This is a genomic window from Virgibacillus carmonensis, assembly GCF_057836705.1.
Genome location: NZ_JBYQFJ010000016.1, coordinates 1 through 20,771, shown reverse-complemented (window position 1 = coordinate 20,771; position 20,771 = coordinate 1). Strand labels below are relative to the sequence as shown.

General features: G+C 37.7%; 19 protein-coding genes. 11 read left to right on the top strand and 8 right to left on the bottom strand.

The window, feature by feature from the left end; translation table 11 throughout:
* Positions 1 to 83: 83 nt before the first annotated feature.
* The 3 genes from AC3G7N_RS13145 to AC3G7N_RS13135 are packed head-to-tail and all read right to left on the bottom strand — an operon-like array spanning position 84 to position 3,664.
* Positions 84 to 1,985 carry a PTS fructose transporter subunit IIABC gene (locus AC3G7N_RS13145; protein WP_489422621.1) on the bottom strand — a complete coding sequence of 634 codons (1,902 nt, stop codon included), beginning with the start codon at positions 1,983 to 1,985 and terminating at the stop codon, positions 84 to 86.
* Positions 1,986 to 2,915: a 1-phosphofructokinase gene (pfkB, locus tag AC3G7N_RS13140; protein ID WP_489422620.1), complete on the bottom strand. Its 930-nt coding sequence runs from the start codon at positions 2,913 to 2,915 to the stop codon at positions 1,986 to 1,988.
* Positions 2,912 to 3,664, bottom strand: coding sequence for a DeoR/GlpR family DNA-binding transcription regulator (locus AC3G7N_RS13135; RefSeq protein WP_489422619.1), 753 nt, complete (start codon positions 3,662 to 3,664; stop codon positions 2,912 to 2,914). The genes pfkB and AC3G7N_RS13135 overlap by 4 nt, the downstream gene beginning before the upstream one ends.
* Positions 3,665 to 3,895: 231 nt before the next feature.
* Between AC3G7N_RS13135 and AC3G7N_RS13130 the strand changes: the two genes are divergently transcribed.
* A complete protein-coding gene (locus tag AC3G7N_RS13130) occupies positions 3,896 to 4,432 on the top strand; it encodes an HD domain-containing protein (protein WP_489422618.1) in 537 nt (178 codons plus the stop codon).
* 171 nt (positions 4,433 to 4,603) lie between these two features.
* Here AC3G7N_RS13130 and AC3G7N_RS13125 read toward each other — a convergent pair whose 3' ends face one another.
* Complete coding sequence (locus AC3G7N_RS13125; RefSeq protein WP_489422617.1) at positions 4,604 to 5,611, bottom strand: D-alanyl-D-alanine carboxypeptidase family protein; 1,008 nt, start codon at positions 5,609 to 5,611, stop codon at positions 4,604 to 4,606.
* Positions 5,612 to 5,780: 169 nt separating this feature from the next.
* On the opposite strand from AC3G7N_RS13125, the gene AC3G7N_RS13120 reads away from it, so the two are divergent.
* The 3 genes from AC3G7N_RS13120 (at position 5,781) to AC3G7N_RS13110 (ending at position 8,483) form a co-directional block, all read left to right on the top strand.
* Positions 5,781 to 6,401 carry an alpha/beta hydrolase gene (locus AC3G7N_RS13120; protein WP_489422616.1) on the top strand — a complete coding sequence of 207 codons (621 nt, stop codon included), beginning with the start codon at positions 5,781 to 5,783 and terminating at the stop codon, positions 6,399 to 6,401.
* 27 nt (positions 6,402 to 6,428) lie between these two features.
* The gene (locus tag AC3G7N_RS13115; RefSeq protein ID WP_489422615.1) at positions 6,429 to 7,049 is read left to right on the top strand and encodes an NAD(P)-dependent oxidoreductase; all 621 of its coding nucleotides are present in this window, start codon (positions 6,429 to 6,431) and stop codon (positions 7,047 to 7,049) included.
* Positions 7,050 to 7,292: 243 nt separating this feature from the next.
* Positions 7,293 to 8,483: an MFS transporter gene (locus AC3G7N_RS13110; protein WP_489422614.1), complete on the top strand. Its 1,191-nt coding sequence runs from the start codon at positions 7,293 to 7,295 to the stop codon at positions 8,481 to 8,483.
* 39 nt (positions 8,484 to 8,522) lie between these two features.
* Here AC3G7N_RS13110 and pepT read toward each other — a convergent pair whose 3' ends face one another.
* Positions 8,523 to 9,752 carry a peptidase T gene (gene pepT, locus AC3G7N_RS13105; protein ID WP_489422613.1) on the bottom strand — a complete coding sequence of 410 codons (1,230 nt, stop codon included), beginning with the start codon at positions 9,750 to 9,752 and terminating at the stop codon, positions 8,523 to 8,525.
* A gap of 155 nt (positions 9,753 to 9,907) precedes the next feature.
* Between pepT and AC3G7N_RS13100 the strand changes: the two genes are divergently transcribed.
* Complete coding sequence (locus AC3G7N_RS13100) at positions 9,908 to 10,750, top strand: sulfurtransferase (protein ID WP_489422612.1); 843 nt, start codon at positions 9,908 to 9,910, stop codon at positions 10,748 to 10,750.
* Between the two features lie 21 nt (positions 10,751 to 10,771).
* A complete protein-coding gene (locus tag AC3G7N_RS13095; RefSeq protein ID WP_489422611.1) occupies positions 10,772 to 11,335 on the top strand; it encodes a DNA-3-methyladenine glycosylase I in 564 nt (187 codons plus the stop codon).
* Between the two features lie 119 nt (positions 11,336 to 11,454).
* Here the strand turns inward: AC3G7N_RS13095 and AC3G7N_RS13090 are convergent, their stop codons facing one another.
* Complete coding sequence (locus AC3G7N_RS13090; protein ID WP_489422610.1) at positions 11,455 to 13,194, bottom strand: methyl-accepting chemotaxis protein; 1,740 nt, start codon at positions 13,192 to 13,194, stop codon at positions 11,455 to 11,457.
* Positions 13,195 to 13,368: 174 nt separating this feature from the next.
* On the opposite strand from AC3G7N_RS13090, the gene AC3G7N_RS13085 reads away from it, so the two are divergent.
* Positions 13,369 to 13,875, top strand: coding sequence for a GNAT family protein (locus AC3G7N_RS13085; protein WP_489422609.1), 507 nt, complete (start codon positions 13,369 to 13,371; stop codon positions 13,873 to 13,875).
* A 46-nt stretch (positions 13,876 to 13,921) separates the two neighbouring features.
* On the opposite strand, the gene AC3G7N_RS13080 is transcribed toward AC3G7N_RS13085, so the two are convergent.
* Both AC3G7N_RS13080 and AC3G7N_RS13075 read right to left on the bottom strand, forming a co-directional pair.
* Positions 13,922 to 15,361 (bottom strand): amidase family protein, encoded by a 1,440-nt coding sequence (locus tag AC3G7N_RS13080; RefSeq protein ID WP_489422608.1) that lies wholly within the window; start codon positions 15,359 to 15,361, stop codon positions 13,922 to 13,924.
* A 190-nt stretch (positions 15,362 to 15,551) separates the two neighbouring features.
* Positions 15,552 to 16,163 carry a sterol desaturase family protein gene (locus AC3G7N_RS13075; protein WP_489422607.1) on the bottom strand — a complete coding sequence of 204 codons (612 nt, stop codon included), beginning with the start codon at positions 16,161 to 16,163 and terminating at the stop codon, positions 15,552 to 15,554.
* 187 nt (positions 16,164 to 16,350) lie between these two features.
* On the opposite strand from AC3G7N_RS13075, the gene AC3G7N_RS13070 reads away from it, so the two are divergent.
* The 4 genes from AC3G7N_RS13070 (at position 16,351) to rsgA (ending at position 20,712) form a co-directional block, all read left to right on the top strand.
* Positions 16,351 to 16,458, top strand: coding sequence for an RAxF-45 family protein (locus tag AC3G7N_RS13070; RefSeq protein ID WP_489422606.1), 108 nt, complete (start codon positions 16,351 to 16,353; stop codon positions 16,456 to 16,458).
* 124 nt (positions 16,459 to 16,582) lie between these two features.
* Complete coding sequence (abc-f, locus tag AC3G7N_RS13065; protein ID WP_489422605.1) at positions 16,583 to 18,226, top strand: ribosomal protection-like ABC-F family protein; 1,644 nt, start codon at positions 16,583 to 16,585, stop codon at positions 18,224 to 18,226.
* A gap of 279 nt (positions 18,227 to 18,505) precedes the next feature.
* Positions 18,506 to 19,330: an aldo/keto reductase gene (locus AC3G7N_RS13060; protein ID WP_489422604.1), complete on the top strand. Its 825-nt coding sequence runs from the start codon at positions 18,506 to 18,508 to the stop codon at positions 19,328 to 19,330.
* A gap of 317 nt (positions 19,331 to 19,647) precedes the next feature.
* Entirely contained in the window at positions 19,648 to 20,712 is a 1,065-nt protein-coding gene (rsgA, locus tag AC3G7N_RS13055) for a ribosome small subunit-dependent GTPase A (RefSeq protein ID WP_489422603.1), read from the top strand.
* Positions 20,713 to 20,771 lie beyond the last annotated feature (59 nt).

Below are 20,771 nucleotides of genomic sequence, written 5' to 3'. Positions count from 1 at the left end.
CGTGCAACTGCGCGATTCTGTAGGTTGGCGCGCGAATTTAATATGTTATCGTGCGTTTCGAGCAATATAGCTTGCGTTATTTATTAAGCATTCTGTTTAGTAAGATCTTTCTTCAAAATACCTGCAAGTAGCGCAGTAACTACAGTGCCAACAATAATTGCCAGAATGTACAATAGTATTTTCGCAATGCCACCGTCCACAAGTCCGATAACAAATATTCCTCCATGTGGTGCTCGTAATGCAATATCGAAGAACATTGTTAGACCGCCTGTTACCGCAGCTCCTGCCATTACTGATGGAATAACGCGAGCTGGGTCAGCCGCTGCTAAAGGAATAACGCCCTCCGTAATAAAACATGCACCGAGCGCGTAAGCTGTTTTTCCAGCTTCACGTTCTTGCTTATTAAAACGATTTTTAAACAGCGATGTTGCAAGTGCCATACCTAACGGTGGTACCATACCTGCGGCCATTACAGTCGCAATAATCGTATAGTTCCCTGCATCAAGCGTAGCAATACCGAATGTATATGCCGCCTTATTAACAGGTCCGCCTAGATCAAATGCCATCATTGCACCTAAAATCAGTCCTAATAATACTTGGTTTGTTCCACCCATACTTTCTAAAAATGTTGAAAGTCCTGTATAGATTGTAGTTAATGGTGGGTTGATCAGCATCATGATCAAACCAGTAATTGCGATACTGAATAACGGGTAAAATAAAACTGGTCTTAAACCTTCAAGTGAATCCGGTAACCCTGCAAATGCTTTTTTAACAAGTAAGGTTACATAACCAGCTAAGAAACCAGCAATTAAACCACCAAGGAAACCTGAACCACCGCCAGCTCCTTCAGCTCCTGTAACCGTGACAGCTATCAGTCCCCCAACCATTCCCGGAGCAAATCCAGGTCGATCGGCAATACTAGATGCGATAAATCCTGCTAAAACTGGAACCATTAGGAAGAATGCCTTTCCACCACCAATTGTATTCAGCATGGCAGCAAATGCGTTGTATTGATCACTTTCGGGATTACTTGATTCAATTCCCCAGAAGAACGATAGTGCAATTAAAATTCCACCACCGACAACGAATGGGAGCATGTTTGAAACGCCACTCATTAGGTGTTTATAAAATCCATTCCGCGATTCCTTTTCTCCAGAATCTGACTCCGATTCGCTAGATTTGTAAAGTGGTGCATCCTGATTAACGGCTTTATTCAACAATTCTTTTGTCTCGTGTATGGCTTTTCCAACACCTGTTTGAATTACTGGTTTTCCGGCGAATCGTGCCATTTCAACATTGGTGTCGGCGGCGACAATAATGGCATCTGCCCCGGCAATTTCTTCAGCGGTTAAACGGTTTTTCACACCGCTAGATCCATTTGTTTCTACCTTAATCGCTATACCCATTTCTTTTGCAGTTTCATTTAGCTTTTCAGCAGCCATATACGTATGGGCAATTCCTGTTGGACATGCTGTAACAGCAAGGATTTTCGATGATTTAGATTCTACTGTTTCTTCAGGTGTATCAACCTCAATCTCTTTTGCATTTACTGTCTCTAAAATTTCCTCTATCGAAACCGCTTGATATATTTTTTCTCGGAATTTCTGATCCATTAAAAAGGTAGATAAACGAGATAATGCTTCCAAATGAGCATTATTGGCTCCATCACTAGCAGCGATCATAAAGAATAAATGTGCAGGCTGCCCGTCTAATGAATCAAAATCAATCCCAGATTCTGAACGACCAAATGCGATTGCTGGAACTTTTACTGCTGAGGATTTCGCATGTGGAATAGCAATGCTTTCGCCGATTCCAGTTGTGCTTTGTTCCTCGCGGTTAAAAATATCAGTTATAAATGATTGCTTATCATTAAGTTTTCCTGCCTGATCCAATTGATTTGCTAGTTCATTCAAGGCTTCTTTTTTGGATTGTGCCTGTAAATCAAGAATAATCGTATCCTGACCTAATAATTCGGTGATTTTCATTTAGATCACATCCTCTTCTTCGTAAGGGTATAGTGTAATTTTTGAAAGTAATGTTTCAACATCCTTTTGTTCACACAGATCGGTGCGAAATGCGGTGGCGCTACCGCTAGCAACGCCATAACGAAATGCCTCTGTAACATCTTTTTCCTTAACATAGGCTGCAATGAATCCTGAGACAAGGGAATCCCCAGCACCAACTGTATTTATAACCTGACCTTCTGGTGCTTCGGCAATTAAAACTTGTTCACTTGTTACTAAGATAGCTCCATTACCACCCATGGATACAATGACATGCTTAATACCTTGTCTGACCAGTTTTTTAGCATAAAAAATAGCTTCTTTTTTCGTTACAATTGTTGTATCAAATAAGTCGCCTAGTTCCTGTTGGTTAGGTTTGACTAAAAACGGTTTTGTATCTATCAATTGTTTTAAAGCACTTCCCGATGTATCGAGCACAAATTGAACACCTTTTTTATGGCAAATTCTTGCTAAAGCTTGATAAAATGCGTCTGGAATTGTATCTGGTAAGCTTCCTGCTAAAACAAACCAATCATTAGATTCAAACTTCTCTATTTTTGCTAGCAATTCTTTGCGTTGTTCGTGTGTCGTATTTGGACCTGGCCCATTTAGCTCAGATTCGTCATCAGCTTTAATTTTCACATTGATGCGTGTTGGTTCTTTCGTTTCAATAAAATTCGTTTGGACACCTTCAGCCTGTAAAAACTCCCGAATAAATTGGCCAGTAAATCCACCTGCAAAGCCAAATGCTATACTTTTGACGTTTAGGCGATTTAACACGCGTGAGACATTGATTCCTTTACCACCTGGAAAATAATAAACTTCCTCTGTACGATTTAATTTTCCAGGATGAAACGACGGTAAATAGACTGTATAATCAATCGATGGTGTGATGGTACAGGTATATATCATGGTTTTACCACCTCAATAGTTGTTTTGTTTGAAAAGGCTTCAAAGTCCCTTTTAGGTAAACTCCCCGTAAGTAATGTAGCTTTAGATAGATCATTGATTTTTGCAAAGCTTACCCGGTTTAATTTGGTCTGATCAGCTAAAACAAACGTTTCCTTTGCAAGGGAACTAGCTGTTTGTTTAAGACTCGCCTCTTCTGGGTCAGGTGTAGTATACCCAAAATCTATATGGAACCCATTTACACCAAGAAAGCATCTGTCAAAGCGATAATTTTCTAAAGAATGAATAGCTTGTTGTCCAATCAATGCGCTTGTTTTTTGTTTAACATAGCCACCAGTTAAATAGGTTGTAATGCCTTGTTCCATTAGTAAATCTACATGTGTTAGGCCATTGGTGACAACCACAACTTGTTTATTTTTTAAATAAGGAATTAGTTGCAATGTTGTCGTACCTGCATCAAGGAAAATACAATCTTCATTTTGGATGGACTCTGCAGCTAGTTTTGCAATTAATTGTTTTTCTTGGAGGTTTCTGGTCGATTTCTCTGCAATACTATATTCTTGCATTTTTTTTTCGGTTAGTGTTGCACCACCATGAATGCGTTGTAATTTATGCTGTTTTTCAAGATCCGTAAGATCACGGCGTATCGTTGATTCTGATGCAGCAGTTGCTTCGTGAATATCTTGTGTTGATATCGTTTGTTTTTCATCCAAGATCTTTAAGATAATAGAATGTCGCTCATTTGTAAGCATAGTTGATCACCCTCATTCCTTGCCTGAGATTAGTATAAAGGAAACGGTTACATAAATCAATCATAAACATTCATTACCAATCAATAATGATCATTGCTGTACTACCATGTTTGAAAAAACAAGAATGAGGAAATTATATATTGCAAAACATGTACTACCGTGCTATTGTATTTAACAATATAATTTTTTCGGAATAGGATACAGAACTACATAAGAAAGGAGGAGGCTTACATGAAAAAAGTAACCCTTGAGGAAATATTTATCCACCCAATTACACAAAAACATTTGAAAAGGTCGGGGATGGCACATGCGATTAGAGCCGCAGAGTATGCTTATGAATTCGCTGAAAGGTACGATGTGGACCCTGACTTAGCAGTAAAGGCTGCATTGCTTCATGATGTTGGTCATTATACATGGTACCGCGATGGTGAATGGGATTATGAGCTATATCGTGAAAATGATATTCATGCAATCAAAGGAGCAAGTCGAGCACACAAGCTTTTGATTCGAATTGGTGAAGATCGCCATGCAGCGAAAGAAATAGCAGTGGCAATTTTACTTCACACAGATTCTTATTTACCTGAAGGCCACTTGAATTTAAAACCCCTGCAATACGTTGTTTCACTTGCGGACGAATCGGATGAAGAAGCGGGAGGAAAACACCACTATCGAACTATCGATGATAATGAAGCAATCGAACGTATTCGCAGTTTGGACAGAAAGATTAACAAAATGAAGAAAAGTGAACAATTAAATAAAATTATATAATGGGGATTCCTATTATATATGTAAGGAGTAAGCTTCATTTAATAATAAATGAAGCTTATTTTTGTTGAGGATAGAAAAGCCTTATTTGTACTTACACTGATATCCACTAAAAATTTATACTCTTATTAGTGCAAAAAAGACCCGAAGCTACGGATCTTTACATTCTTTTTATTAAAGTGCACCAAGATACTTTTCTAGCGTAATATCTTTTTCGTAAATAACAGTTGCTATCTCTTTTCCAACATAACGCAGGTGCCATGGCTCATATTGGTATTTTGTGATAGCTTCCTTTCCTTTCGGATAGCGAATGATAAATCCGTATTCATGTGCGTGGGCTTTTACCCATTTTCCTTCCTCGGTTTTGGCAAAATTTGTGTTTAGATTAAAGTTAATTTCAGGACTTGTTACATCCATTGTTAAACCAGTTTGATGCTCGCTTTCGCCTGGTTTAGCGCTATATTTGTTTGCTGCTTCTTCACCATCTTTTGCTACATACGATGCAAAAATGGATTCCTGTGTGTTATAGGAACGATACCCAGATTGGGCAAACAAATCAACACCTGCTTTGTCAGAGGCCTTGAACAAATCCTCTAACGCGTGGGCCGCTTCCTCACGCATATATCGCTTCGGTAAATCTTGTGTGAACGGGAAACGAACGTTTGGCGCGATTAAATCATCTGGAATATAGTCGCTTGGTAAGGCATGGCTTTTGTTAACAAGTACGACTTTATCTGAAGGATCTTTTACAATAACTGTTTCTTCTGGATTAGAAATAGGGACACTTCCTTTCCCGGGTTTAACTGCAAACTCTCCGTTTAATGTTCTTTCCAACCATTCCATTGTCGCTTGATTATATTCACCTGAAGCAGGAAGTTTTATTTGTTGAGCTTGGAAGTCTTTCAATGCTTCTGTTGTTTCTTTATCAAAGTTTCCAGACGTAGAAAGGTGATATCCAATTTTTATTAAAGCTGCTTGAAGTTCTTTAACTTTTCCTCCCTGATCGCCACTTTTCAAGGAGGGTTCAGGTAATACTATTTCATTTTCCTCTATATGCTGTTCCGTTTCTGTGGAGGTACCATTTGAATTAGATGGATTGGTAGTAGTAGTTTCTGTGCATGCTGTAAATAGAATGCTAACTGATATTAGTATAAAGGTAATAGGTAATAATTTTTTTTGCATCGTGTAACGCTCCCCTTTAGTTAATTAAGGCAACTAATAGTATATCATGTGTAGATAGACCACATCACGAGATTTTTTAAACAATTTTTCAAGAGTGATTGATTGCTAGATGGATAAGATTCTTATAAAATTGTCTTAAACTCAAGGTGAATAATGAAAGGGTGGTTAGATGAAATATCTGTTTAAAGAAGGATCAGATAAAAGCAAACCGACATTGTTGTTGCTTCATGGAACTGGGGGAACAGAAGAGGATTTGTTGCCATTGGCAGATATAATAGATCCAACAGCATCTGTTTTAGGTGTGCAAGGAAATGTTAATGAAAATGGTATGCCTCGTTTTTTCCGTCGTTTGGAAGAAGGGGTTTTCGATGAGGAAGACCTAATTGTTCGAACCAATGAATTGAATGAATTTGTTGATCAAGCAGCACGAGAACATGGTTTTGATCGGAATAATGTAGTGGCAATCGGTTATTCAAATGGCGCAAACATTGCTGCTAGTATGTTGTTCCATATCGAAAATTCGCTAAAAGGTGCAGTTCTTCATCACCCAATGGTACCTAGACGGGGACTTGAACTTCCAAATTTGACTGACCACCCGGTGTTTATTGCTGCAGGAAAAAATGATCCACTTTGTAAGCCTGAAGAATCGGAAGAACTAAAAGAGCTTCTCGAACAGGCGAACTCTAAGGTAGGTCTGCATTGGGAAATGAATGGTCATCAGCTATCACGAGCAGAAGTCGAAAAAGCTGCTGAATGGTATCAAAAGAATTTTGGATGGGGCATAAAATAAGGTCTTTTTTAACGAGAGGAAGATACTTTGAAACTACTCATATTAGGAGCGTCCGGTAGGGTTGGTCGGAAAATTGTCGAACATGCATTGACTGATCATCATGACGTGGTTGCTTTTGTTCGAACACCAGAAAAGTTAAACCTGACTGATGATAACTTAACAGTTTTCAAAGGTAATGTATTAAATGGAACTGACCTAACTCACGCAATGGATGGTGTAGATATTATTATCAGTGCGTTAAATACAGATCAAAATAATACATTATCTCGAGGTATGCCTATTGTAGTTGAAGCAATGGGTGCAAATAAGATAACGCGAATTATTACAATTGGAACGGCTGGAATTTTAAATAGTAGGTCAGAGCCTGATTTGTACCGATTTCAATCAAGTGAATCGAAACGAAGAAAGACGACAGCGGCTGAGGACCATTTAGCTGCATTTCACTATCTTGAGAAATCTGAAATAAGTTGGACAATTGTATGTCCAACTTATTTACCTGATGGAGAAGCGGAAGGGAATTACCGTGTTGAAAAAGATGTACTTCCTAAAGATGGGAAGCGAATTTCAGTTGGTGATACCGGGGCCTTTGCTTATTCGTTGGTGGATAATAAAGAGTTTTTAAATACACGTGTTGGGATTGCCTATTAATATAGAAAGTCATAAAGGAGAGCACATATTATGCATGTATGGGCTCTTCTTTTTTGGTCTAACTGTTTTTCGATTTGTTACTGTACCCTTTGAATGTTTTTTATCCGTTTTTTTAACGTTGAGGGAAAGAAAGGTATGGAGATTTTAAAAGAAACGTTACCAGATTCAATAGTGCCTTCTTGCTATACGCACACCAACCCAGTACCTTTCATACCCTTATAAAAAGTAGGGGAGGAAATGAACGTGGATAAAAACGTGCGTGCTGAATCACCTGATAGCAAACCAATAAATTACTCACACGTTACGTTGCTACTTTTTTGGTGTGCGTTAGTTGTTGTTTCAAGTGTTTATATCACTACTCCATTAGTTGGTGTACTCGTTAGTGAGTTCCACGTGACGCAAACCATGGCAACGTGGCCGACTAGTATTTTTTCATTATTTTACGCAAGTGGTTTTTTAATTTTTGGTCCGTTATCTGACCGTTATGGTCGGAAGCGTATTATTGTGGTGGGCCTTTGCTTCCTTGCCGCTATTACACTATTGATTGGGTTAACAAACCAATTTCACTGGCTGGTTACTTTGCGTGGAGCCCAAGGGTTTGTTTCTGCTACGTTTGCACCTGCTGCTTTAGCATATGTATTTGATGTATATCCGAAAAAGAGGCTAGTTACCACAATTGGGTTTATCAGCTTTGGATTTTTAACTGCAGGCATCTTCGGTCAAGTTTTTTCAGGGGTTATCAACCAGCTTTTTGAATGGAATGTGATCTTTTTATTGTTTGGGGGATTATACTTTTGTACAATTATCGCTGTAATCTTGATACTACCCAATAGTGAAAATTATGCAACTAACGTAACTATACGTTATTTTTTAAGACAAACAAAAATTATTTTTACACAAAAAAACTTCCTATTAAGTTATAGCATAACGCTTATGCTCCTGTTAACTTTCATTGGAATGTATACGGTATTCGGTGATTATTTAAGTGGTGCTACATTTAATCTTTCGGAAAAAGAAATTTTATTTGTTCGTTCTGCAGGATTGATAGGAATGATTTTGTCACCGTTTACAGGTATTTTTGTGAAAAAATACGGATTGTTACGGATACTTAAAATAGGCTTAGCTATTGCTGTCGTTGGGTTATTTATAGTAGGTTTTAGCTCTAATCTGTTTATTATCGTGTCCATGAGCATCGTATATGTTGCAGGTATTTCATTAACTTTTCCAGCAATCATGACACTAATTGGTGAGTTAGGTGGCCACGCCCGGGCAATTGCAGCATCATACTACACATTCATTTTATTTATTGGTGCTACGCTGGGACCAATTATCACTATTGCTGTGATGCAAACAGGTAGTTATGCGCGGACCTTTGGATTATTAGGATGCTTATTGTCGCTTGGTTTTTTTGCAACTTTTTTCATAAGACAGTAAGAAAGCCAGATTCTCCTCGAATCCGGCTCTTTTCTCACTTTAGTTTTCCTCAAACAACTTACAAATTTCCACGATCACATTCGTTGCTTTCTCCATGTTATCAATAGAAATGTATTCAAATTTACCATGATAATTTTCACCACCAGTAAAAATGTTTGGTGTTGGTAATCCCATAAAGGATAATTGAGATCCATCAGTACCACCACGAACTGGTTTTATAAGTGGTTTAATATTCAAATTTTCCATTGCTTGTTGTGCAATATCTACAATTTCTTTAACAGGTTCGATTTTTTCACCCATGTTGTAATATTGATCTTCCATCTTTAATTGTACATGATGTTCCCCATATTTTTCTTTGATGTCCTCAACGGCTTTTTCCATGAATGCTTTACGCGCATCGAAATTCTTTTTATCGAAGTCTCGAATAATATAAGAGGCATGCGTTTTTTCCACATCACCAAGAATAGAACTTAAATGATAAAAGCCTTCATATTTTTCTGTATGTTCCGGGGTTTCGAGTTCTGGGAATTTCCGGATGAATTCAGCTGCCATGGTTCCTGCGTTAACCATTTTGTTTTTCGATGTACCGGGGTGAACACTATTCCCGCTAAATGTAATTTCTGCTGCGGCAGCGTTAAAGCTTTCAAATTGTAGTTCACCTAGTGGACCACCGTCCATTGTATAAGCAAACTTGGCGTCGAATGCGTCAACGTCGAATTTATGTGGTCCAAGTCCAATTTCTTCATCAGGTGTAAAAGCTACGCGTATTTTTCCATGTTTTATATCCTGGTGGTCAATTAAGTACGCCATTGCGGTCATGATTTCTGCAATACCAGCTTTGTTATCAGCCCCTAATAATGTAGTTCCATCTGTTGTTAGTAAGGTATGTCCTTTATAACCAGGGAGTTCAGGGAATTCTTTTCCGGTTAAAACCACATTTAAAGCTTCATTCAGTACTAAATCATTTCCATCAAAATTTTCTACAAGCTGTGGCTTAACATTTTTTCCAGTGAAATCAGTCGCTGTATCAACGTGTGCCAAAAAGCCAATGGTTGGCACTTCTTTATTTGTATTTGCAGCAAGTGTCGCCATCACGTATCCATTTTCGTCGATTGTCACATCACTCATGCCTATTTCCTTTAATTCACCCACCAATAATCTAGCAAGCGTTAGCTGACCAGGTGTGGAAGGTGTGGTTTCGCTCTTTTCATTGGACTGGGTATCTATTTTTACATATGTAGTGAGGCGGTTAATTAAATCTTGTTTCATAAGGGCTCATCTCCTAATTAGATTATGATTATTTTATCATACTCTATAGAAGGGTATTAGAGAAAAATAACGAATTCTATAGAAGATGAAAACTAAATTGGAAAATTGCTTGAATAGGTGTACTGTGAAATACTTTTGGTAGGAGGAGATTTTGAATGTCTTATTTAGTTTCAATTGATTGGTTGAAAAAGAAATTGGAAAGTAAAGCTGACAAGGTAGTCGTTGTTGATGTTCGTTTTTCATTGGCTGACCCCAATCAAGGTAGAAAGGCTTATGAACAAGGGCATATTCAAAGCGCCATGTATTTAGATTTAAATAAGGATTTATCTAGTCAGAAATCAAATCACGGGGGAAATCACCCACTTCCAGACATGGGAATATTCGCTAAAAAGCTTGGTGAAATGGGGATTGACCAACAAACTACTGTCGTTATTTATGATGAAAGCAATGATATGTTTGCTGCACGATTGTGGTGGTTGCTTGATTATATGGGACACGAAAAAGTCTATCTATTAGATGGTGGCATCAAACATTGGGTGGAAAAGGGAAATGTTGTTACAACGGATATTCCGATTCGAATCATGAAAAGTTTCCAGCCTACTTTGCAAGAAGAAAAAATAGTAGATATAAACGAAGTAAAAGATAAGTTAAAGAATAAGTCGGCACTAGTAATAGATTCGCGTTCAAAAGATAGATATTTGGGCAAAAATGAACCGATGTATGCAAAGGCTGGACATATTCCTGGCGCAAAGAGCTTTTTCTGGAAGGATGTTTTACAAGAAGATGGCCTTTGGAAAAATGATAAAGATTTGCAATCAAATTTCACAAACTTGGATAAAGAAGATGAAATTATTGTGTCATGCGGATCTGGTGTATCTGCATGCCCGAACGTCATTGCACTGAAAATGGCTGGATATGAAAATGTAAAGCTATACCCTGGAAGCTATAGTGATTGGATCTCATATGAAGAAAATCAAGTAGAAACAAAAGAAGAATAGTTATGGAAAGGGGAAAGCAAAGTGAAGCAACGGTGTGATTGGACAACTTCTGATCAGGTATATATCGATTATCATGATAATGAATGGGGACGACCTAAACATGATGATCAAGAATTGTTTGAAATGCTCTGCTTAGAGGGAGCACAAGCTGGGTTAAGTTGGATAACAATTTTAAAACGACGGAATAATTACCGTAAAGCATTCGATAATTTTGATCCGGAGGTAATTCAGGGTTATGGCGAGGAAAGAATCCAAGAGATCTTACAGGATGAGGGTATCATTCGCAATAAACTAAAGGTTCGTTCGGTCGTGACAAACGCACAGGCATTTTTGAAAGTTCAAGAAGAATTTGGTAGCTTTGATGCGTATATTTGGAAGTTTGTTGATGGGGAACCGAATTTAAATAATTGGAAAAAACATGCTGATGTTCCTGCTTCGACAGAGGAATCTGTGGAGATGAGTAAAGATTTGAAAAAGTGGGGTTTTAAATTTGTAGGGCCAACCATTTGCTATGCTTATATGCAATCAACCGGAATGGTCAATGATCATACCCAGGAATGCTTTTTGTATCATGTGAAGCGTTGAAGGCCATCTATTAGGAAAAGACCTCGATTTCAACACTCCTACCAGAAATTAACGAATCTATGGTGCAACATACAAAAAATCTGACCCACCTACTTATTGAAGTGTAGGTGAGTCAGGTTTTATAATCTAAAAGTCCTTAACTCTTTATTTAACTGTTCAGCAAGTGAAGCCAATTCAACTGCACTATGTGAAACTTCCTCCATCGAGCTTGATGTTTGTTGAGCAGATGCCGCTGCTTGTTCGACACCTGCTGCTGACTCTTCTGATACGGAAGCAATTTCTTCAATTAAGTTATTCATCTCGTTACTATTTGTTGCGATGCCTTGTAGATTGTTAGAAATAGCAATGATTTTGGTCGTCATCTCAGAAACAGATGTATGTATTGATTCAAAGCTTTTTCCTGTAGCTTCGATTTGACTTGTTCCTTCTTTTACTTCACTATATCCACTATTTAGTGATACAACTACATGACCCGTCTCTTTTTGGATATTGGAAACTATCCCAGTTATTTCAGTTACAGAAGAAGTTACCTGTTCAGCAAGCTTCCTGACTTCATCGGCAACAACTGCAAACCCTTTTCCGTGTTCACCTGCTCTTGCTGCTTCAATTGCAGCGTTCAGTGATAGTAGATTTGTTTGATCAGCAATGTCCCTAATAACTTTTACCAATTTGGAAATCTCAGCAGATTGCTTGTCTAAGCCTTGAACTTTATCAACAGCCTCTGACACGATAACATCGATTCGTTTCATTTGATCCATTGATTTTTTCATTAATGCTGTACCTTCTGCAGTTAAGTGCATGACTCCATCCGACTTACCAGCGATATCTTGTCCATCTTGTTCAGATTGGCGAACGATTTGAACGAAATCATTCATATTTTCTGATAAGTCTGAAGCACTGTTTGCTTGAGTTTCTGATCCCGTAGAAAGTTCTTCCATTGTTGACGCTATTTGTTCGTTTCCTTCTTTCACTTCATTAGCTGATTGTGTTAGGTGATCACTTCTAGATGAAACGGATTCAGAAGCGGCTGTAACTTTAGATACGATACTACGGATGTTACTTTTCATTTGATTTACTGCACCAGATAATTGACCGATTTCATCTTTCCCTTCGTAATCCATGGATTTCACTGCGAGGTTTCCATTAGCAACCTCATGTGTAATCGAAACCACCTTACGAAGGTTAGCAGAAATTTTGCGACTGATAAGTAAGAGTAAGACAATACCAATAATAATTGCGAGAGCGTTCGCCACACCAAGGACAACTATACTGTAATTCATACTTTGTTGGGCATTGCTAACAGCCTGCTGTTGTTTCCCTTTTACAATCGAAATCAACTGATTCATAAGCTCAACATTATGAACACGTAAGCTACTAACTTCTTCTCTTAAAGCAGGAACACTTTCTGGTTCCCTAGCTACTGCGAATGGAATATCTTTTAAAAAGGTTACATTCATCTTTGTATCGTTTTGTTCAATGGATTCAAAGATTTTTAATTGCTTTTCTGTCTGCATTGTTGGTTTTAATTCTTCTTTTAAATCGCTAAAGTCTTGACGATATGCGTCATATTCTTCTACATACTTCTGATCTTGCGTAATAATAAAATCTGCAATTTGAATGTCTTTTAGCTGCATAATGGATGAAAATTCCATCATGGCATTTACCCGTTCACTTCTACGTTCGATAGCTTCAATATCTTGTTGTCCTTTTTCCAATTGAACGTACACAAATATCCCCGCAATTAAAAATAAAACAGCTGTAAATATGTAAACGGACAGATATTTTTGTGCAATTTTCATGTTCTTCCATCCAAATTTCTGGAATGATGTTCTTTTCACCTTATTTTTTTTTTTATTCATTATGTAACTCCCCCAAGTTAATAAATAAAGCTTTCCCTATGTATCGGCATTTCTTGTCTAAGTATTAAGTACTATTTGAAAAAATCTAACAGTTGAATTCCATCCCGCATATATTGTAAAATAGCAAATTGTGTGTGGAACTAGACACAATTCAATAATAATTAGGTGATTTAGATGATAGACACGGCTTCTTTAAAAGAAAATAAAAATAACATAAAAGAAGAATTGGACACATTAGAAATCCAACTTTTCCGTATGCAAAATAATATTAAAGAAATTGCGAAAAAGTGGGAGATCATAAGTATTGATCAGACACAAGACAATAACTGGGTGATTATTTATGCTGATAAGAGCGCGGAGTCCTGTCAAATTATGCTTCATGACTGCGATACAGCATTTCGCGGAGATTGGAACGCAGCAATTCAAGCCAACTATAAAAATGACAATACCATTCATATTGCAGATATAAAAGGGATGCAGAATAAGGGATATGGCTCCATTTTAATGAATTATTTAAAAGAAATGGCTCATAATGAAAACGTGCAATATATTACTGGTGACATTGTGGAGCGTGACTTTGATCATGTCAGTCGATTGAAACATTTTTACAGCAAGCACAATTTTGATGTGAAAATTGACCACGAAGAACAATACGGTGAAATTGTTTGGAATGAAGGCTAGATAAAACTAAAACAAGCGATCCCTCAAAGAGTGGAATCGCTTGTTTTTATTCAAATACGGGCGCTTTCCGGTGATTCGTTGCTTGCTCATAAGCATAAGCTAATTCGATTAGTTTTGCCTCTGAAAAAGGTAAGCCTGTAAACGTAACCCCGACCGGTTTTCCGGATACCGTATACCCTGCTGGAACTGTAATGGAGGGATACCCAGCTCTTGCTGCAATACTAGAACCATAAAAATTAGGAAAAAATATAGCATCTAGTTTCTGTTCTTCCATGACTTCATTTATCTTTTCTTGAGACAGTTTTAAATCAGTTAATCGATCTGTGATATATTCTTCTTCTACAAGTGTACCGCTTTTCGTCTCTGATTTAATTAGTGTGGTTTGTCCATATTCCAATGCGTCATTAGCATTTGACTGATTAAAATTGATTACATCCCGTAATGATTGGACAGAGTTTGCTGGGAGTTTACCTAAATAAGCATTCACACCATTTTTAAACTCATGATAAAGCACACTCGAATCCGGAAGATCATCCGGCAAATTAATTGGATCTACGATAGTAGCCCCTAGTTTTTCCATATCTTTTAGTGCTTCATTCATTAGTGTTAATTCCTTCTCATCAGGTTTGGATAAGTAGTTTTGTGGCACGCCTATTCTTTTATTTTGTAACCCATGTTTGGTCAAAAAAGGAGTATAGTCCGTTATTCTGTCAGCGTTCATAGCAGTTGCAGGATCATCAGCATCTTCCTCTGTAAGTGCTGCTAATAGGATAGCGGCGTCTTCAACCGTACGAGTCATCGGGCCAGCAGTGTCTTGACTGTGTGCAATCGGAATAATGCCTGTTCGGCTAATCAGACCCACAGTCGGCTTAATACCGACGAGTGAATTGCTGCTCGCAGGACTTAGAATGGAACCATCCGTTTCTGTACCGATAGCACCAGCTGCAAAGTTAGCGGCAACTCCAGCACCAGATCCTGCACTAGATCCCCCAACATCGAAATTACCAGGTCCGTATGGATTCAACACCTGTCCACCCCGTGAACTAAATCCGTTTGGCATACCTTGTGTCATGAAATTGGCCCATTCAGTTAGGTTTGCTTTTCCAAGAATAATAGCACCAGCCGCGCGAAGTTTTTTAGTTACAAAGGCATCCTCACTCGCATAATGATTTGTAAGAGCAACTGATCCTGCAGTAGTATGCATTTTATCTTTTGAATCAATATTGTCTTTAATTAAGATTGGAATACCGTGAAGTGGACCTCGTTCACCAAATCTTTCACGTTCAACATCAAGTGCTTCGGCAATATGTAAAGCATCGGGGTTAATTTCGATGATTGCATTGATAGTTGGACCTTGAGAATTGTATTTAGCAATTTGCTCGAGGTACATTTTTGTTAACGCTAATGCAGTTAACTCACCTGACCCCATGGCTTGTTGAACAGTGTTTATTGTAGTTTCGCTGAGTTGGAATGATTGTTTAGACATATAGTGCCCCCCTGTGAGAAATGGTTGATAGGTATATATTCTATTAATGATAGTGGAATTCCTGTGGAAAAAGCAAAAATATTGTGCTGAACTGTACGGTAGTTAGCAAATGGAATAAAGAATAAAGTAGTAAATACTTAAGGTGTATGCTTATCGCTTATTTGACTGAGATACAACTGTGTTTCATAACTCAGGCCCGATTTTCCAGGTTTCTTGCCGTTTCACTTTTATCTACTTGTTTTTGATCCTTATATGTACCAAATGCTCTATCGACAGAGGTATGTGTTACACCATACCAATAGTTTTCATTTTTGAAATGGTGCCAGAGATGAGCCTTTTTGATATTCTGCCCTATTTTTGTACGTGGTTGTACCGGCTTATGGGCAATATAATGTTTCCATTCATAATAAAGAAAGTAGGACATCAATCCAGTAAGGAAAGCTATTGTAAGTTGCAAATTGTTTGTGATTAGATAGAAGACTATTGAACTGGCAAAGAAGTTAGGCAGGCTAAACCAAAGTGGTAGAAATAATAGCTTTAAATCTTTAGGATCTACATGATGATCAAAATGCAAGCGCTTAATCACCTTGAGTAAAAAAGCATTCTGTGGCGTCCTCATATGAAACAAAAAACGGTGGACCGTATACTCACTGATGGCATATGCGATCATTCCAATTACAAGTGCAATCCACGTATTAAATTGCAGCATGTGCAAAACTGTGTATACCATGAGTGGAACAAAAAGAACTAGCATAATGTAGACGTCTAGATATGTGACAAACTCCTTGTAGTACTTACCCATGAGTGTCATTCCTTTCTTATTTTTATTGAATCTTAGTTCCCTCTATTATATCATAATGTTTTTTGAAAATTCCTGTAAATTAACGCTGGTCCTGATTTTAACAGGAAAATTCACTACCAATACTTTTTCGTATTGACATCTAACATATTTTAGAATAAACTAAAAATAACAAAAGGAGGTGGGTTACATGTTTCAAACTGGTAAAGGCATTACAAAATTCAGAGAATACCTCTGGATGTGTTATGCGCTTTTTGCTGCATTTGTTTTCGGACAGGATACGTCTGTCCTTTTTTAAAACAAATGAATGAAAAATACCAGTTAGAGACATCTACCCACAAACGGAATAACGTGTGAAACGGCGGGGATATGTATATCTCTGTCGTTTTTTTAATGTCTCTTTCGAATCGGAGGAAGAGAAAATGATTATTTGTAGTTTAAAAAATGTAACACAAATATTTGGTGCTAACACGATTTTTAATGATATGACATGCGAGATAAAGGAAAATGAACGAATTGGGCTTATCGGAAGAAATGGGGAAGGCAAAACAACTTTATTGGATTTAATGGCACGGAAATCAGATCCAGCTGAAGGTACAATTAGTTGGAAGAAGAGTTTAACAGTTGGTCTTTTGCAACAGTCTCCAGATATAGATGATAATAAGAATGTAGAAGCATTATTGTATGAGGTTTTCGCTTCGTTAGAAGAATTGAAGCGGAAAATGACAGATTTGGAAAATGCCATGGCTACTGAGAGAAATCCTGATAAGCTAAACCGGCATATAGAAAAGTACGGCGCATTACAGGAGAAGTTTCAAGAAGATGGTGGTTATGAAATCGATTCACAGATCAGACGAATCATGAGCGGTCTGCAAATAACAAATTTAGCTGAAAAAGAGTGGAAACAGTTAAGTGGTGGAGAACGAACAAAGGTTGGGTTGGCCCAGCTTCTATTGAAAGCACCTGATTTGTTATTACTTGATGAACCAACTAACCATCTAGATTTATTTGCGATAGAATGGCTAACCGATTTTATCAAAAACTACCCTGGCACCGTTGTTATTGTGTCGCATGACCGTTACTTCTTAGATGAAACAGTTACATCCATTTTGGAAATGGATCAAGGAGAACTTATACGGTATTTTACGAATTACACCAATTATGTAAAAGAGCGTGAAGCACGTCTGTTAATAGAGTTTCAACAATATCAGGACCAACAGAAGAAAATGAAGAAAATGAGAGAAACAATTAAGCGATTAAAAGAATGGGCGAACCAGGCAAATCCACCAAATGACGGATTGCATCGTCGTGCGAAAAGTATGGAAAAAGCTCTAGCTCGCATAGAAACATTGAAAAAGCCAATTCTAGAACAAAAAAAGATCAACTTGGATTTTCAAATGAACAAACGAAGTGGTAAAGATGTTGTTATTGTTGAAGATGTTTCGAAAAGGTTTAATGAAAAAGCACTGCTTACAAGTGTGAATATGCACGTAAGGTTCCGTGAACGAATTGCGATCATCGGTGAAAATGGTTGTGGGAAATCGACTTTGCTAAAAATGATCCTGCAGTCGGAGCAAGTTGATCAAGGTTCTATCCACCTTGGAAGCAATTTATCAGTTGGATTCTTATCACAGCATATGCTTGAAATAAATGGTGAACGATCAATTATCGAAGAATTCCGTGATCAGGTTCATGTTACGGAAGGCGATGCTAGAGGGATATTAGCAAAATTTCTTTTCTACGGTAACACAGTTTTTCAAAAAGTGAACAGTCTGAGCGGTGGCGAACAAATGCGGTTGCGTTTAGCGCAGCTTGTTCATCAGGACCACAATTTATTGATTTTGGATGAACCGACCAATCACTTGGATATTGAATCGAAAGAGGTCTTAGAGGATGCATTAGACCAATTTGATGGAACGATTATTGCTGTTTCACATGATCGTTATTTCCTAGATCGACTTTTCCCGCTTACCTATCTGGTTGTAGGTGGTAAGCTAACAAGGTTTGAAGGAAGCTTTACATTTGCAAGGCAAAAATGGACGGAGTTATATGCACAGTTAAATTAAAAAGAAATTGATCTGAAGGATATCTTTCAGGTCAATTTTTTGGTTCTAAGCTATATAATTATTTTAGTTGTTACTTGTTTTGAAAATATAACAGACAAGTCGATTGTAAGGCTTTCCAACACTTGTACCGGGACAGTGTTTACATTATGCAATTCTATTGATTGGTTTCTCAATACCTAGTATACAATTTATTAGAAGAAATCATATAAGCCAATTTTTTTCCACGGATTCTTCATTATGATAAACTACTAGAATAAAGCAGGAAAGGATGCGAATAAGATGAAATTTATTACATTAAACAATGGTCTTCGCATGCCACAACTTGGTTATGGCGTGTGGCAGGTTCCTGAAGATGAAGTAACACCAGCAGTATCTACAGCAATTGAAATTGGATTTCGTTCGATTGATACAGCGAAAGTATATAAAAATGAACGAGGGGTAGGCGAGGCAATCGCAACTAGTAAAGTTCCCCGCGAGGATCTTTTTATTACAACAAAGGTTTGGAATACTGATCAAGGCTATGATAATACGTTAAAAGCATTTGACGAAAGTTTGGAAAAGTTAGGCTTAGATTATGTCGATTTGTATTTAATCCACTGGCCAACACCAGAATATGATGATTATGTAGAAACGTATAAAGCAATGGAAAAATTATATAAAGATGGTCGGGTTAAAGCGATTGGGGTTTGTAACTTTAATATTGAGCATTTACAACGTTTATTAGATGAATGTGACTTAACCCCTGTAGTTAATCAGGTTGAGTGCCATCCATATTTACAACAAACTAAATTGCAGGAGTTTTGCCAGAAGAACGACATTTATTTAGAGGCATGGAGCCCATTAATGCAAGGTGGCGAAGTGTTGGAGAATGATGTGATGAAGGAAATTGCTCGGCAATATGGCAAAACCCCAGCACAAGTTATCATTCGTTGGCATTTACAGAGTGGAAGAATCGTCATTCCAAAATCTGTGACACCATCACGTATTGAAGAAAACTTTGATGTGTTCAGATTTGAATTAAGCAAAGAAGACTTGGAAAAGATTGCTGAGCTTGATCGAAATGGGCGTAAAGGTCCTGAACCAAGTGAAATGAATAATCGATAGAATTAGAAAAACAGGCGTGGAGTTGATTCCCGTCTGTTTTTTACATTCATTTATTTTGTTGTATTTCCTGGGAAATAATATCGAACTTTATCATTTTTGAGGATTTTTTAGATGAATTTGGAATTAAATGAAAACAACTAGAGCGCTGATAATGGTTTTGTAGTATACTAATAGAAATCTTGTTCATCCATTTTGAAAGGAGTGGTGTTAATGGCTATTTATAAAAATGTTTTACTCAACCAACAAACACATATCAAAGTGGAGGAACGGTCAGCGTAAGCACGGTCATTCCTCCAACATTTTAGGAGGAAAAATAATTGAATAAACTTGAAACTATTGGATGGGATCAGTCTATCCAAGATATTGATGCAGAAAAAATTGCGCGTGTTATTGCGGTGCAAAAAAATAGTTATCGGATTTTAGATGGTGAAATGGAATACTTTGCACACTTGAGTGGAAAGTTTTTGAATCAGGCAGTTTCCTCATTGGACTATCCTGCCGTGGGTGACTGGGTGGAAGTTCAAAAGTTAGTAGATGAACAAAAAGCGGTAGTTCATCGCATCTTACCAAGGAAGAGTCAATTTGTGCGCCAGGCTGCTGGAACTAGGACGGAAGCGCAAATTGTTGCTGCTAATATGGATACTGTTTTTATCGTTAACTCGCTTAACCATGATTTGAATTTACGCCGTATGGAGCGGTATATTGTATCAGCCTATGAAAGTGGGGCAACGCCTGTTGTTGTCTTGACAAAAAGAGACGAATGCTCACAAGATGAGGTTGCTGCAATTATTGCCCAAGTGGAAGAAGTTGCTATTGGTGTACCAATCATTCCTTTAAGTAACATAACTAAAGAAGGTATAGAGGAATTGATGACATACCTGCCAGTAGGAAAAACTGCCGCATTACTGGGATCATCTGGTGTGGGGAAATCAACGTTAGTTAACACGTTAATTGGGAATAAGGTACAGGAAACGAAGGATATACGTGAGGCCGATAGTAGAGGGCGTCACACAACAACACACCGTGAAATGTTTCGATTACCAAATGGATCATTGTTGATTGATACCCCTGGCATGCGGGAACTGCAGCTGTGGGAAGGAGATTCAGCAATCGATGCAACCTTCCAGGACGTTGAAGTTCTAGAAAAAGAATGCAAGTTTACGGACTGTCAGCATAATACAGAACCAGGATGTCGTGTGCAAGAGGCTATAGCAAATGGTGAATTATCGAATGACCGTTTCAAAAGCTATTTAAAATTGCAGCGAGAACTGGCATATGAAAGAAGAAAGCAAGATCAAAAAGCACAGTTAGAGGAAAAGAATAGATGGAAAAAGGTTTCAAAGATGCAACATACACAGTCAAAATTCAGGAAAAAACGATGAAAATAAAAAGAGGCTGGGACATAACTAGCCAAAAATAACTTAAAAATGGTTCCGATCAT

Coding starts and splice junctions, on each gene's coding strand:
- AC3G7N_RS13145 (WP_489422621.1), bottom strand. CDS start 1,985: ATGAAAATCACCGAATTATTAGGTCAGGATACGATTATTCTTGATTTA.
- pfkB (WP_489422620.1), bottom strand. CDS start 2,915: ATGATATATACCTGTACCATCACACCATCGATTGATTATACAGTCTAT.
- AC3G7N_RS13135 (WP_489422619.1), bottom strand. CDS start 3,664: ATGCTTACAAATGAGCGACATTCTATTATCTTAAAGATCTTGGATGAA.
- AC3G7N_RS13130 (WP_489422618.1), top strand. CDS start 3,896: ATGAAAAAAGTAACCCTTGAGGAAATATTTATCCACCCAATTACACAA.
- AC3G7N_RS13125 (WP_489422617.1), bottom strand. CDS start 5,611: ATGCAAAAAAAATTATTACCTATTACCTTTATACTAATATCAGTTAGC.
- AC3G7N_RS13120 (WP_489422616.1), top strand. CDS start 5,781: ATGAAATATCTGTTTAAAGAAGGATCAGATAAAAGCAAACCGACATTG.
- pepT (WP_489422613.1), bottom strand. CDS start 9,752: ATGAAACAAGATTTAATTAACCGCCTCACTACATATGTAAAAATAGAT.
- AC3G7N_RS13100 (WP_489422612.1), top strand. CDS start 9,908: ATGTCTTATTTAGTTTCAATTGATTGGTTGAAAAAGAAATTGGAAAGT.
- AC3G7N_RS13090 (WP_489422610.1), bottom strand. CDS start 13,194: ATGAATAAAAAAAAAAATAAGGTGAAAAGAACATCATTCCAGAAATTT.
- AC3G7N_RS13085 (WP_489422609.1), top strand. CDS start 13,369: ATGATAGACACGGCTTCTTTAAAAGAAAATAAAAATAACATAAAAGAA.
- AC3G7N_RS13080 (WP_489422608.1), bottom strand. CDS start 15,361: ATGTCTAAACAATCATTCCAACTCAGCGAAACTACAATAAACACTGTT.
- AC3G7N_RS13075 (WP_489422607.1), bottom strand. CDS start 16,163: ATGGGTAAGTACTACAAGGAGTTTGTCACATATCTAGACGTCTACATT.
- AC3G7N_RS13070 (WP_489422606.1), top strand. CDS start 16,351: ATGTTTCAAACTGGTAAAGGCATTACAAAATTCAGAGAATACCTCTGG.
- abc-f (WP_489422605.1), top strand. CDS start 16,583: ATGATTATTTGTAGTTTAAAAAATGTAACACAAATATTTGGTGCTAAC.
- AC3G7N_RS13060 (WP_489422604.1), top strand. CDS start 18,506: ATGAAATTTATTACATTAAACAATGGTCTTCGCATGCCACAACTTGGT.